This is a genomic window from Bifidobacterium sp. ESL0790, from assembly GCF_029395435.1.
Classification (GTDB): Bacteria; Actinomycetota; Actinomycetes; order Actinomycetales; family Bifidobacteriaceae; genus Bifidobacterium.
In genome coordinates this window covers 488,387-502,323 of the sequence record NZ_CP113915.1, presented here as the reverse complement: position 1 = coordinate 502,323, position 13,937 = coordinate 488,387, and the positions used below count along the sequence as shown (strand labels likewise).

Sequence of the window (13,937 nt, the reverse complement as noted above, 5' to 3'; positions counted from 1 at the left end):
AAGCCTCGATGTAAACCCTTGTGCAAGACCAAGGATGACGAAAGGCAAGGCGACATGAAATTCACGTATCCACTCGGCGAAGGCAAATCCGTCAAAGAGACCGCACGCATCTACGACATCAGCGTCGACACACTGTATTACTACGAGCGGCAAGGCATCCTCGTGCCCAAACGCAACCCCTACAACTCCTACCGCGTCTACGGCTCCGAGGACTTCTTCAAACTCAACATCATCACCGAGCTGCGATCGCTGGGCTTCAGCATCGAGAAGATCGCGCGGTATTTGAAACACCAGGACTTCAAATCGACGTTGGAGTTGACGGACGAGGAACTCAAATCGATCGACCAGCAGATCGACGAGCTCTCGAAGCGCCGCGCCGAGATCCACGAGGAGCTTTCGATGTTCCTCTCCTCGCTTTCGGAGGCGCAGACCTCGCTGACCACCATCAAGCACTACGACGACCGGCCCTTCGAGCTGGTCTCCAACGATTTGGTCTACGACAAGGACCTGCCCTACACCTTCGCCAAATACAGCTCCATCAGCAAGCACGAGAAGCTCAAGGCGCTACGCAGCACCACGGCCTACGTGGTGGACGTCACGCTCATCGACGACGGCTGCTTCCCCTCCAAGAAGACGCTGCTCTACACCGGCGAGGACAACCCCAAGACCCCCTATATCCTGCCGGCGGGCATGTATGCCGGGCGTACCTTCAAGGGCTCATTCCCCAAATGCCCGAAGGTCTATGGGCAGATGGGCAAGAAGATCGCCGCGGAAGGCTATGAGATCTGCGGCGACCCCATCGAGTACTGCCTGATCGGCGACTACGAGTCGGCGGACCCGACCGAGCACGTCACGCGTATGGAGATTCCGGTGAGGAAGGCGGGGCAATAAATAGGCTTGCCTCCGTTTTTCGATTTAGAAAGCCCTTATATAAATAGAACATCAGATGGATGTACCCTGCTACCGCTGGTGTGAGATGGCCCAGCCCAGCAGAGCCAGCACCAGCGTGCACACCGTGGTGAGGCAGGGGACGGCGAGGCCGACGCGGAAGCCCGCGGCGTCGAGGACGACACCGGCGAGCGTGGAACCCAGGGAGCTGCCGACCTGACCGGCGGTGCTCACCCAGGAGAGCCCTTCGGTGAGCTGGCCGACCGGCACCATGCCCTGCACGATGAGGTTGCCGATGGCGTAGACCGGCGAGACGCAGAGCCCCGAGACCATCGAGAGCAGCGCGAAGAGCGCGAGATGGCCGATGCTCAGCCAGATGAGCAGATAGCCCAGCGCAAGCAGCGCGAGGAATGTGACCATATGCCGCCAATTCGAGCCCTTGGGGGCGTGGGCGCCGAAGACGAGGCCGCCGACGCACGAGCCGATGGCGAACATGGAGAGCTGCACACCGAGCAGGCTTTGGCGGCCGATGGCCTGCATCATGCTGGTCACGGAGACATCGAAGGCGCTGAAACTCAGGTTGTAGACCACGAAGATGATGAGCAGCGGCACCACGCCACGGCACAGAAGCACGGATTTCGGCTTGGCATGGCCCGCGCCGCGAATCTCGAGCAGATGCGAGGTGGAGCGGGCGGGGCGAGACTGGCTCACCGGGGTGCCTTCGGCGCTGTTGGCCCCGGCCACGTCGGCGTCGTCGGCGGCCGCCATCCGCACCTCGACCACGCTGACCACCGGCGGCTGTGTGCTTTTGAGCGAGAAGAACACCGACCCACCGAGCGCGCAGGCCACGGCCGGCACGAAAAGCTGCGAGACCGGATGCACCGAAGTCGCCAAAAAGGCGGCGAGGATGGGCCCGACGATGAACATGACCTCGTCGATGGCGGCCTCCATGGCGTAGGCCGTGTTGAGCAGGTCGGCGTCGTCCGGCCCGCGCAGGGCGTAAGCCCAACGGGTGCGCACCAGGGCGCCGAACGAGAATTGGGTGAGCCCGGTCAATATGGCGCAGACGAACAGCACCAGCACCGGCAGGCCCGCCATCGTGGCCACGGCGAACAGCAGCATGGCCACCACCTGCACCGCGAGCGCCGCGCCGCCGATGCGATGCTGGCCGAACCGGTCGAAGAGCTTGGCGTAAATGGGAGCCGCCACGGCCACGGCGAGGATATAGACCGCGCTCATCGACCCGGCGATGGTCCAATTGCCGTAGAGCGCGTTGAAGGCGAGCGTGATTCCGAGGCCCATCATGGCCATCGGCAGCCTCGCCACCGCCCCGGAAAGGCAGAACGCCTTGGCGCCCGGTATCGAGAACAGCTCCTTATATGGATTGGATTCGCGCCGCGGGCCCTTTCCACCACCTTGTGGCTTGCACGCGATCTCATGCGACATCTGGCTGGTCGAAATCGCCGCCGATTGCGCCGTGCTCATACACACCTCCCTCTATCCCTTTTACAAGCAGAAAGGGAATTATGCAAAACAGGTGCCGCTTGTCGCGTTTCCTGGGAGGGTAGGACAAGGGCACCTATATATTCAAGAGTTGCTCAGGAGATGTTCAAGGCTTCGTGTGGGAAGTCCCTACTTTTATCGCGCGGCGGACACGTTCGCGGCGTAGATATAGAGGTCGTCGAGCGCGGTGCCGATGGCGCGCTTGTCCTCGGGATGGTCGGCGCTGGTGCGGGAGGCCGCCCGCTCGAGGCCGTGCGCCACATAGTAGCTGACGTCGCTGGCGCTGTCGGTGTGCAGGAAGTAGCGCCTGACGCCGCGCTCGGCCAGATGGTGTATGGCCTCGCCCCACAAGTGGCCGCCGATGCCCGCTCCCCTCGCGTCGGAGGAGACCAGGAAAAGCTCCAGCTCGGCCTGCGCGCTCTCATCGATTCCCGAGGAACGCTCCAAGTCCACCTCCACGCGGCGCCAATACCTCGCGTAGCGCAGCCCGTTGGACCCGGTGTCGCTGGCCTTGAGCTGGCGGGCGGCGCACTCACGTTCCTTGTCGGCCTGGGGAAAGGCCACCGGGTCGCCGATCACGCGGGTGAGCAGCACGCCCATGAACCGCCCGTCGCGCTCGGCCACCTCGCAATGGGTGGACGGGGCGAGATAGTGCAACACATAATAACGCGACATGAGCAGCGAGACGGGGCTGTTGGCCGTGGGCACGTCGTCGCCCCACATATCGTCGAACTGCGCGACCATATCCTCGAGGTCGCTCCATCGCATGGAACGATATACGATTGCCGATGACTCACCCATTCCTGCCAAGCCTCCCTAGTTTCGCAGACCCTCCCATCTTAGAGGCAGCGGGACATAAGCGGTAATCCTTGAGTCCAAATGCATCATGGCTTTTAGGTTTGTCTGGATATGAGACGGGAAAGGGATCGGATAGTCGAAAGTGTGATGAAGTAGTCAAAAAATAATCCCGGTTTTCGGCCATCTCAAAACCTTTGACACGATATACTTTAGAAACCGACCTATTACTGCAAGGAGGCAATAATGAAGGCTGTCCAATATTACGGCAAGGAACACATCCAGATCGATGACATCCCCGAACCACAACTGAAGCCAGGCACCATCAAGGTGCGCCCGGCCTACACCGGCATCTGCGGCTCCGACCTACATATGTACTACAACGGGCCCGAGTCGGTGAGCGGCAACGTGCCCGGCCATCCCCACCCGATCTCGGGCGAGAGCATCCCGGTGGTGCTGGGCCACGAGTTCTCCGGCACCGTCGAGGAGATCGCCGACGACGTCGACACCGACCTCAAAGTCGGCGACCACGTCTGCATCGAGTCGATGATGGCCTGCGGCGAGTGTCCCTCGTGCAAGGCCGGGCACTACAACACCTGCGACAAGGTGGGCGGCATCGGCATCAACGGCCGCGGCGGCGGCATGAGCGAGCATGTGGTGGTCGAGGCGCGCTTCGTGCACGGCGTCGGCGACATCCCGCTGGACCAGGCGGCGCTGCTGGAGCCCTTCACCGTGGCCTACCACGCGGTGCGCCGCAGCGGGGCCAAGGCCGGCCAGACCGCGGTCGTCGGCGGCGCGGGCCCCGTCGGGCTCATGCTCGGCGCGGTGCTCAAGGCCAAGGGCCTGAAGGTCATCATGTCGGAGCTCTCCGAGGTGCGCAAGAAGACCGCCAAGGAGACCGGCGTGGCCGACATCGTGGTCGATCCGAGCAAGGAGGACCTGGCCGCGCGCGTCAAGGCCGAGACCGACGGGGCCGGCGCCGATGTCGGCTTCGACGCCTCGGGCGCGGGCGTGGTGGTCCACCAGCTGATCGCCGCGGTGCGCGAGAGCGCCAACGTGATGATCGTCGCCATCCACGTGCGTCCGCTCGAGCTCAATGTGGCCAAGGAACTGACCCGCACCGAGAAGAACATCATGACCTCGCTGGCCTACTGCAACGACCACCCGGATTCGATCAAGCTCGTGCAGGACAAGCACATCGACCTCTCCCCGTTCATCACCGACAAGATCAAGGCCGAGGACCTCGTGGAAAAAGGTTTGAAGCAGCTGCGTGACGACGGCGAGCACCACGTGAAGATCCTGGTCGAGCTCTAAGCACTCCGTCCGTCCGAAAGGACCGGACTCCCTGCAATTACCAACAACCGAACGGAGGACCGCGGCGTGCGTCACGGTCCTCCGTTTTTCCATGCCCTTACAAAATGTCTTACAAATCCTTGGAAATCAGGGGATGAACGAAATGGACACCGCCGTCCGTCTCGATGGTGAAGACAATCCCGAAAAGATGCATCATCTGTGTAAATATATGGATATGGGCGACATTGGTTAAGGGTAACAATTAGCATTATTGATGTTCTTCGTTTCCGCGACCCGGTGTCGCCCAAGTTTGGATAGGCAGTGGGGTCAAACGTTTGAAAAGGGGCAATGGCATGGATAGCGGGCAACACAACGCGCCAGCGATAGACGGTTGCGACCTCATCCGCACGCTCGGCTCCGGCTCGACGGCGGACGTCTACCTCTTCCACCAGCGCAACCCCGCGCGAGACGTGGCGGTGAAGGTCGGCAAATCCAAACAAGGCAAGGATTTCAACGCCACATTCGCCCGTGAGGCCGACATCATGGCCTCGCTCTCCACCCACCCTTACATCCTTTCGATCTACGGCTCAGGCCTAACCGCCGAGGGCCTGCCCTACCTGATGCTCGAATACGCGCCGAACGGCTCCTACAAGGAGATCATGCGCCAGGGCGGCATCGGCGTGCGGGCCATGCTCGACCTCGGGGTCAAGCTCGCCGGCGCGCTGCAGACCGCGCACACCCACGGCGTCATCCACCGCGACATCAAGCCGGCCAACATTCTGGTGACGGCCCACGGCCTGCCCGCGCTCTCCGATTTCGGCATCTCCACCAGCGTCTACGAGTCGCATTCGCGCACCGGATTCTCCGTGCCATGGGCCCCGCCCGAGGTGCTGACCGGCACCGGCGGGGGCGACGAGGCCAGTGACATCTATTCCCTGGCGGCCACGCTCTACGGGCTGCTGGTGGGCAAGTCGCCCTTCGAATACTGGTTCCATCCACGAACCCAGCACCAGCTGGCGCAGCATATCGTCGACGACGAGCTGCCCAAGCACTCCCTGGCCAATGTGCCGGACCAGGTGGAGAAGGCGCTGCGCAAGGGCATGGCCAAGGACCCGGGGGCCCGCTACGCCTCGGCGCTGCAATTCGCGCGCGCCCTGCAGGAGGCGCAGAAGGAGTGCTTCGGGGCCATGACCCCGCTGGTCGCCGAGAACGAGCGGCCATACCCCAGCGACCACAAACTGGCCGTCGGGGGCGAGGGCGACGAGGGGCGGGCGGCCAATCCGGCCATACCCAAGCCCAAACGCTCCAAGAAGCCGCTGATCATCGGCGCGGCGATCCTGGCGGTGGTGGTGGTCGTCGCGGCCATCTTCGCCTTCGTGGTGGTGCCGCATATGGACAGCGGCAGAAGCGACAAACGCACCAGCGTCGGCGACGACACCCCGACCAGCCAGCAGGGCAAGACCCACCAGCGCGACGACGTGGCAAGCACCGACAAGGACGAAGCGATTGCCGCCCCGGCCAATCTCAAAGGCACGTCGAACGGTAGCTCCATCACCTTCACCTGGACCAACCCCGACCCGCAGCCGGGCGACAGCTACGCCTGGGCCATCGTGGAGAACGGCACGTCGACGCCGGGCACACACACCAAGATCACCCACAACACCAGCCTGACCATCAGCGACCCGGACAAGTCGCAGACCTGCGTGCAAGTCAGCATCGTGCGAAGCGACGGAAGGATGTCGCCGACGCCGTCCATCGCATGCACCGTGAAATGATAAAAACCCATACCCTGCACTAAAGTGATAGCGGGAACGAGGAACAAGGGCGAGAATATGAGCAAGACTTCAAGCACACGTGCCAGAAGGCATCGTATCCGCCTGTCGTTCAAACGATTGAATTCGCAGACCAACCGCCGGTGGCTCACCCCGGTGCTCGTCCTGCTGCTCCTCCTGGGCGTCGTGGCCGGCGCCATCATCATCAACACCCTCACCCGCGCCCACGTGCACCTCGACGACGGCACGGTGTGGGTCACCTCCCTCAAGGACCGCAAGGCCGCCCGGTTCAACGTCAAGCTCAAGCAGGTCAACGGCGCGATCTCGCCGACCACCCCCTCCTTCGACGTCGCCCAGCACGACGACGACACCGTGCTGAGCGACGGCACCAAGGCCCAGGGCATCCAGGCCTCCACCCTCGGCATCCACGGCAAAAGCGACATGAAAAGCTCCACCGTCACGTTCATCGGCGGGCAGACCGCGGCCTTCCTCAACACCAAGACCGGCAATGTGTGGACCGGCCAGTCCAACAACCTCGACTCCATCTCGCCGACCACCGCCGCCCCGCAGATGCGGCTGGGAACCAACGGCAAGGTAGCCGTCACCCACGACGGCGCGGTTTACGGCTACCGGCCCGCCGACGGCATGGTGATCAAGATGGACGACGCGCACTCCGGGACCAAGGAGCTCAAATCGCTGACCGACGGCAAGCAGGTCAACGCCGAAAGCTTCACCGTGGTGGGCGACCGGCCGGTCATCGCCACCGGCGACTCCCTGATCTTCCAGGGTGGCCAGGTCAATCTGACGGCCAAGGGCAAGATCAGGCTGCAGGCGCCCGCCACCGACGGCGAGCAGGGCGACTGGGTGGCGGCCGCCTCGAGCGACGCCGTGTTCACCGTCGATTTCAAGCACGGCAACAAGGCCGCGAGCTACCCCAACGGCGGCAAGGCCGAGGCCGCGCAACCCGTCTCGTCCAACGGCTGCGTCTACGCCGCATGGTCGCAGGAGGCGCACAACTATATACGCGTATGCTCGCCAGACGGCGCGGCCGACACCGGGACGGGAGCGGCCAAGGCCACGTTCAAGACCCTCGAATCCGTCTCCCCCACCTCGCAGCTCGTCTTCCGCACCAACCACCGGCTCGTCGTCCTCAACGACGTGACCAACGGCAACGTGTGGAACCCCGACCAATCCACCAAGGTCATCAAGATCCAGTGGAGGCAGGTGGAGACCAAGAAGGCCACCAACCAGCAGCAGAACAGCGATTCGGCCAACAACCAGAAGGAGTTCAAGCCCACCTGCTCGGCCAAGTCCGGCAGCATCAAGGCCCAGGACGACGAGTTCGGCGCGCGCGTGGGCGGCCAGCAGATCCTCGACGTGCTGCGCAACGACGAGCAGACCGACTGCTCGGTGCTCCACATCTCCAAGGTGGGCCCGGTGCAGGGCTCGGGCGTCACCGTGGCCCCGGTCTACGCCGGCCGATACCTCCAGCTCGACGCCACCAACGCGAAGCCGGGCAAGACCTCCTTCACCTATGAGATCAACGACGGGCGCGGCCAGACCAGCGAGGCCACCGTCTCCCTGACCATCTCGGCGGGCATGGCCAACCAGCCGCCCGCGCAAAGCGACACGCCCCCCGAATACGAGGTGGAGCAGGGCGGCACGATCACCGTCAACGCCCTGGGCTCGTTCACCGACCCGGAGGGCGATCCACTCACCCTCACCTCGGCGGTGGCGCAGAACAACAGCCAGGTGGCCATATCGACGCGAGCCGACGGCCAATTGGTCTTCAACACCGGTTCCCTGACGGGTGGCCGCGTGGCCGTGGAGGTCACCGCCTCCGACGGACGCGCCACCGGCACCGGGCTCGTCTACTTCTCGGTGCGCCCGGACAACACGCTGCCCGCGCTGATCGACGCGGTGAGCAAGACCACTACACCCGACACGACCACCACGGTGGCGCTCAAACAATACGTGCATGGCACCAGCGCCCAGCCGCCGCTGCTCACCTCCGTCAACGCGCCGGCGGGCACCACGACCTCGGCCAATTCCGCCGACCTCTCCTTCACGTTCAGGGCCAGCAATCCCGGCACCTATTACGTGCCCTACACCATCACCCAGGGCAGCGTCGAGGCGCAGGGCCTGGCGCGCGTGGAGGTGCAGCCGGTCACCGACCAGTCGGCCAAGCCGATTGCGGCCAATGACGTGGCGCTTTTGGGCGCCGACCGCACGGCCATCGTGGAGCCGCTGACCAACGACACCGACCCGATGGGCGGCGTGCTCTCCGTCACCTCCGTCAACGTCGATCCGAAACTCGGCATCAAGACGGGCCTCGTGGCCCACAACCGCGTCTATCTCACCGCCCGCCAGATCCCCACCAAACCGGTGCAGCTGAGCTACACCGTGGCCAACGAGGCCGGCTCCACGCGCGGCACGATAGTCCTGCAGCCCCCTGCCCTGACCACTTCCAGCGCCGCGCCCAAGGCGGCCAACATCGACGCGAACGTGCGCACCGGCGGCGTGGTCTCCATCGACGCCATCGACCACGTCTCGCACGCCGACGGCACGACGGTGAAACTGCAGAACACGCTGCAATACAACAAGAAGACCTTCAAGGGCCTGGTCTTCGTCTCCGGCGACAACGTGCGTTACGAGGCCAGCGGCACCCCGGGCGTCTACCCGGTGACCTACACGGTCAAAGACAACATCGGCAACGCGGCCTCCGGCACCATCACCATCACCGTGCACGCCAAGGACGCGAGCAACAAGGCCGCCCCCACCCCACACGACGCCCAGGCGCAGGTGGCCGCCGGGCAGAAGGTGCGCATCCCCATCACCTTGACCGGCATCGACAACGACGGCGACGATGACACCCTGCTCGGCCTGGGCAACAAGGCACCGAAGTACGGGCGCATCGACGAGGTGGGCGCCAACTACATGATCTACGAGGCCTACGCCGACTCCTCCGGCACCGACACCTTCTCCTACGCCGTGGAGGATTGGACCGGCCAGCGCGCCCAGGCCCAGATCCGCGTGGGCGTCTTCAAGGGCACCTCCGACTCGGGCGTCTACGCGCGCGACGACCAGGTCACCCTGCGCCCGAACACCGCGGCGACCGTGCCCGTGGCCCAGAACGACATCTCCGGCGACAACACGGACCTCAAGATCTCCCCCGACCTGCAGATGCAGGGCATCACCGGGGCCAGCGTGGTCGACAACATGATCAGCCTCAAGACCCCGCCCCAGGCCGGAACGTCGTACATCATCTACACCGTGCACGACAAGGCCGGGCTCTCCGACACCGGCACCCTGACGATCACCACCGACCCCAACGCCCCCATCGAGCCGCCGACGGCCTATGACTACCGCGTGCCCTCGGCCGCCACGCTCGACAAGAAGTCGGTGGACGTCGACCTCTCGCAGTGGATCGCGAACCCCTCGGGCACCGCCGACGAGCTGCGCGTGGGCATCGACCCCTCGGCCCAAGACCACGCCCACGTCAAGGGCGGCGACAAATCGACCACGGTGACCATCGACCTGACCGACGAGGCGCGCAGCGTGCCCTACACCGTGACCAACGCGACCTACCACATCACCTCCACGGCCTTTGTGCAGGTGCCCGCCTACGGTGTATTCCCGCCGACCCTGCGCCCCAAGGCCCCCAAGATCAAGGTGAACGCCAAGCAGAGCGTGACCATCAACATCGCCGACTACGTGCGTGTGGGGCCCGGCAAGACCGCCTACGTCGACAAGGACTCCATCAGCGCCACCAAGAGCGCGAACTCCGACTATTACGTCAACGACCAGACGCTCAAGTTCACCGCGCCGCGCGACTACGCCGGCCCGGCCTCCATCACCTTCACCGCCACGGACGGCAAGCGGGACGACCATGCGGTGGGCAAGGTCAACAAGAACGGCGTCAAGCAGGCGAAGATCGTCAACTCCGCGGTGCTCACGCTGCCGATCACCGTCATCGGCCGCAACGTGCCGCCGCCCACCTTCTCGTCCTCCACCATCAGCGTGGCCGCCGGCGAGGACGCCAAGACCGTCGACCTGAAGGCTCTGACGCACGCGCCCAGCGGGCTGGACGACGACGAGACCGACTACACCTATTCCGGCGGCGAGACCGGCGGACAGGTGACCACCCATCTGACCGCCTCGGGCAAGCTGAGCATCCGGGCCGACGAGGACGCCACCGTCGGATCGATCACCAGCATCCCGATCACGATCAAATACTCCAACGGCACCGTGCAGGCCGGCCTGACCGCGCAGGTCACCCAATCCACGCGGCCGCTGGCGCAGATACCCAGCGTGCACCGGCAAATCAAGGCCGGCGACAGCGAGACCGTCAATATCCTCAATGGCGCGTTCAACCCGTTCCCGAACAAGCCCCTGACCGTCACCGACTGCCAGGCCGACGACACGGCCAAGCTCAAGGTGGACTGCGGCACGAACGGCTCGATCACCATCCACGCCGCCGAGAACATCGGCGCCTCCTCCAACACGGTGGTCGTGGGCGTGCAGGACGCCACCCACTCCAAGGAGCGCCAGGTCAGCGGCACCATTACCCTCTCGGTGATCGACAAGCCCGACGCGCCGCTGCTCTCGCCCATCGCGGGCCAGCCGGCCGACAGCATGGTCAGCCTCTCGTGGACGCCGGGCAGCGCCAACGGCAGCCCCATCACCGACTACCAGGTGGACTGGGGCTCGGGCAACAAGTCGTGCGGGGCGGTGACCACCTGCCAGATCACGGGCCTGACCAATGGCAAATCGTATTCCTTCACCGTGCGCGCCAAGAACGAGGCCGGATGGTCGAAGCCCTCGGTGGCCGTGGACGGCATGCCCGACAAGGTGCCCGACGCGCCCGGATCGATCAGCGTGACCGGCGGCTACCACAAGGTGGTGGTCAGCTGGGCCGACGCCACCTACACCGGCAGCAAGCCCGACGACTATCTGGTCACCCTGAGCAACGGGCAGAGCGCCCATACCAGCGGGCTGAGCCAGACCTTCGAGCTCGACAACGGGGCCATCAGCGACGGCTCGACCTTTAAGGCCACCGTGCAGGGCCACAACCGCGCCGGCAACGGCACGCCCGGCACCTCCTCCGACAGCGCCACGCCATGGGGAGACCCGGACGCCCCATCGCTGAGCCTGACCCAACCCGACGACTCCACCATGACGGTGAGCGCGAGCGCCGGCAACACCCGCAACGCCGGATGCTCCAGCATCTCGGTCACCGGCGACACCGAGGCAACGATCGATTGCGGAGGCGGTACCAGCACCATCGCCATCGGCGACCCCCAGTATGGCCAGAACATCACCGTGCATGCCCAGGTGAACGCCACCAAGGCGGGCGCCTCCCCCGCCGTCGCCACCGCCAGCAAGCAGGCGACCTATAACCTCGCCCCGCCCGACAACGTGCGCCTGCGCCGCGAGGGCGAATCGTGCGTGCTGCGTTGGTCCGGCCACGGCAAGCACAACGGCTTCCAAGTCGATGGCGCCGAGGTGGGCAATATCAACCAGCTGACCACCTCGGGGGCAGTGCCGTGGGGCACCTGCGGCACCCACAGCGTCGCCCAGACGCTCAACGGCATGCCCGGACCGGCGGCCTCCGACACCGATGGAACCGTCTACAACAAGAAGGCCGACATCAGCGGCGTGGACGTCTCGTGGGCCGACCACAGCCACCTCAACGTGCAAGGCACCGTCCAGACTTGGGACCACGGCACCGCCACGCTGCACATCAAGGCCGATGGCGTCGAGAAAAGCGTGCCATGGACGACCGGTGTCGTCGACCTGCCGGCCGGAATCTCCGACAACGCAAGCAATTACAAGTGGTGGATCGAGGTGCAAGGCGACCCAGGCATCGCCAACCACACCTCGCAGACCGATATCACCGGGCCCCACCCGATGACGCTGGACCTCGAGCCCAGCCCCTTGGAGCCCCCGACCACACTTTCGAGCAGGATGGCCGCGCGCAACGCCTCCGCCACCTCAAGCAACAGCAAACACACGAACCAACACCGCAGCGAACGGCCAATCACAAAGGAGAACCGATGACCGAGCAGAACCTAAATCCAGTCAGCGACGAGACGCAGCTTTCCGACGCCACGCACCTCTCGCGCTACGGCAGGCCCGACGACAGCACCGGCACGGACGGCACGGTCTACCCCTCGCTGCCCAATCGCGGGCGGACGGCGCGGCCACAGGGCGGGGCGGCCGATAACGGCAATCCGGCCAATCCCTCTAATCCGGCTTTCGTCAACCCGGCCACCCCAGTGGACGACGGCACGGCCGCGACGGACGTCACCGGCCCCGCCTCCCGCATCGACTTCGATGAATCCGTCGACGGGGAGACCCTGCTGAGCTCGTCGATGCCGAACATCACCCCGTCCACGGAATCACCCACGGGCTTCCCCGCATACGCCGACGCGACGGGCTCGGCATCCGGCGTCGTCTATCCCTCTCCCCTGACCAACTCGGCCGATGGGCAAGCGGCATCGGTCAACGAACCTGAAGATTACGCGGCTCAGGCCACCTCCGCTCCCGCTTATGAGTCCCAGGCCCAGCCGGTTCAGGCGACAGGCCAGACGGCAAGCCAGGCCGCTGCGCAAAGCTCATCCGCGAGCGCAACCAGCGAAAGCGCCTCCACGCCATCCTCCACCATCATGAGCGCGGCGAGCCCCGAGATCCTCGACTTCCAGCGCGATTTCAAGAAGCTGACCGACAACATCTCCGAGGTGGTGGTCGGCAAGCCGCTGCCGATCAAGCTGTGCGTCACGGCGCTGATGGTCGGCGGCCATGTGCTGCTCGAAGACAACCCGGGCACCGGCAAGACCCAGCTGGCGCGAGGCCTGGCCAACTCCATCAAGACCTCGTTCAAGCGCATCCAGTTCACTCCGGACCTGCTGCCGAGCGACGTGGCGGGCGTGACCTTCTACGACCAGAAGTCCGGCGAGTTCGAGTTCCGCCCGGGCCCCGTCTTCGCCTCCATCGTGCTGGCCGACGAGATCAACCGCGCCTCGCCCAAGACCCAGGCCGCGCTCCTGGAGGTGATGGAGGAGCAGAAGGTCACCGTGGACGGCAAGACCTACGACATGCCCCAGCCCTTCATCGTCATCGCCACGCAGAACCCGCTCGAGCAGCTGGGCACCTACAAGCTGCCCGAGGCGCAGATGGACCGATTCCTCATCAAGACCTCGCTCGGCGCGCCCAGCCGTGAGGTCTCCATCAACATCCTCAAGCAGATCGACGTCACCGACCGCGCCAACGCCATCTCCCCGGTGCTGACCGGCGACGACATCCTGCGCATGCGCAAGGTGGCCAGCGACGTGCACGTCGACGAGCATATCCTCGAATACATCGAGCGCCTCGTGGAGGCCACCAGGCTGAGCGAGAAGACCAAGGTGGGCTCCTCCATGCGTGGCGCCCTGGCGCTGACCCGTTGCGCCCGCATCTGGGCGGCCGCCGACGGACGTGGTTATGTGATCCCCGACGACGTGCGCGACCTCGCCGTGGCCGTCTTGGCCCACCGCATCAACCTGACCGCCGAAACCGATTTCAAGGGCGAGACGCCCGAGCAGATCATCGGCGAGATCCTCGAGACCGTGCCTGTGCCGACCATCGGGGCGTGAGGAACCGGAAGCATGCAGCAACAACGACAATCTTCCCTTGGCGCCATCGCCA

General features: G+C 64.9%; 7 protein-coding genes. 5 read left to right on the top strand and 2 right to left on the bottom strand.

Translation table 11 applies throughout. The annotated features are described in order from the left end of the window. The first annotated feature begins 54 nt into the window (after positions 1-54). Positions 55-891: a MerR family transcriptional regulator gene (locus tag OZY47_RS01770; RefSeq protein WP_277178239.1), complete on the top strand. Its 837-nt coding sequence runs from the start codon at positions 55-57 to the stop codon at positions 889-891. 69 nt (positions 892-960) lie between these two features. Here the strand turns inward: OZY47_RS01770 and OZY47_RS01765 are convergent, their stop codons facing one another. Together OZY47_RS01765 and OZY47_RS01760 are read right to left on the bottom strand one after the other, a co-directional pair. Next, the gene (locus OZY47_RS01765) at positions 961-2,373 is read right to left on the bottom strand and encodes an MFS transporter (RefSeq protein WP_277178238.1); all 1,413 of its coding nucleotides are present in this window, start codon (positions 2,371-2,373) and stop codon (positions 961-963) included. A gap of 153 nt (positions 2,374-2,526) precedes the next feature. Further along, entirely contained in the window at positions 2,527-3,159 is a 633-nt protein-coding gene (locus tag OZY47_RS01760) for a GNAT family N-acetyltransferase (protein WP_277178237.1), read from the bottom strand. Positions 3,160-3,432: 273 nt separating this feature from the next. Between OZY47_RS01760 and OZY47_RS01755 the strand changes: the two genes are divergently transcribed. The 4 genes from OZY47_RS01755 (at position 3,433) to OZY47_RS01740 (ending at position 13,885) form a co-directional block, all read left to right on the top strand. Then, complete coding sequence (locus tag OZY47_RS01755) at positions 3,433-4,500, top strand: 2,3-butanediol dehydrogenase (RefSeq protein ID WP_277178236.1); 1,068 nt, start codon at positions 3,433-3,435, stop codon at positions 4,498-4,500. Between the two features lie 332 nt (positions 4,501-4,832). Then, entirely contained in the window at positions 4,833-6,254 is a 1,422-nt protein-coding gene (locus OZY47_RS01750; RefSeq protein ID WP_277178235.1) for a serine/threonine-protein kinase, read from the top strand. Between the two features lie 57 nt (positions 6,255-6,311). Continuing rightward, a complete protein-coding gene (locus OZY47_RS01745) occupies positions 6,312-12,311 on the top strand; it encodes an Ig-like domain-containing protein (RefSeq protein ID WP_277178234.1) in 6,000 nt (1,999 codons plus the stop codon). Beyond that, positions 12,308-13,885, top strand: a complete 1,578-nt coding sequence (locus OZY47_RS01740; protein WP_277178233.1) for an AAA family ATPase — start codon at positions 12,308-12,310, stop codon at positions 13,883-13,885. The genes OZY47_RS01745 and OZY47_RS01740 overlap by 4 nt, the downstream gene beginning before the upstream one ends. Positions 13,886-13,937 lie beyond the last annotated feature (52 nt).

What these genes read in the sequence shown, in the direction of transcription:
- OZY47_RS01740 (WP_277178233.1), top strand. Translation starts at nt 12,308, where the DNA reads ATGACCGAGCAGAACCTAAATCCAGTCAGCGACGAGACGCAGCTTTCC.
- OZY47_RS01750 (WP_277178235.1), top strand. Translation starts at nt 4,833, where the DNA reads ATGGATAGCGGGCAACACAACGCGCCAGCGATAGACGGTTGCGACCTC.
- OZY47_RS01765 (WP_277178238.1), bottom strand. Translation starts at nt 2,373, where the DNA reads ATGAGCACGGCGCAATCGGCGGCGATTTCGACCAGCCAGATGTCGCAT.
- OZY47_RS01770 (WP_277178239.1), top strand. Translation starts at nt 55, where the DNA reads ATGAAATTCACGTATCCACTCGGCGAAGGCAAATCCGTCAAAGAGACC.
- OZY47_RS01745 (WP_277178234.1), top strand. Translation starts at nt 6,312, where the DNA reads ATGAGCAAGACTTCAAGCACACGTGCCAGAAGGCATCGTATCCGCCTG.
- OZY47_RS01755 (WP_277178236.1), top strand. Translation starts at nt 3,433, where the DNA reads ATGAAGGCTGTCCAATATTACGGCAAGGAACACATCCAGATCGATGAC.
- OZY47_RS01760 (WP_277178237.1), bottom strand. Translation starts at nt 3,159, where the DNA reads ATGCGATGGAGCGACCTCGAGGATATGGTCGCGCAGTTCGACGATATG.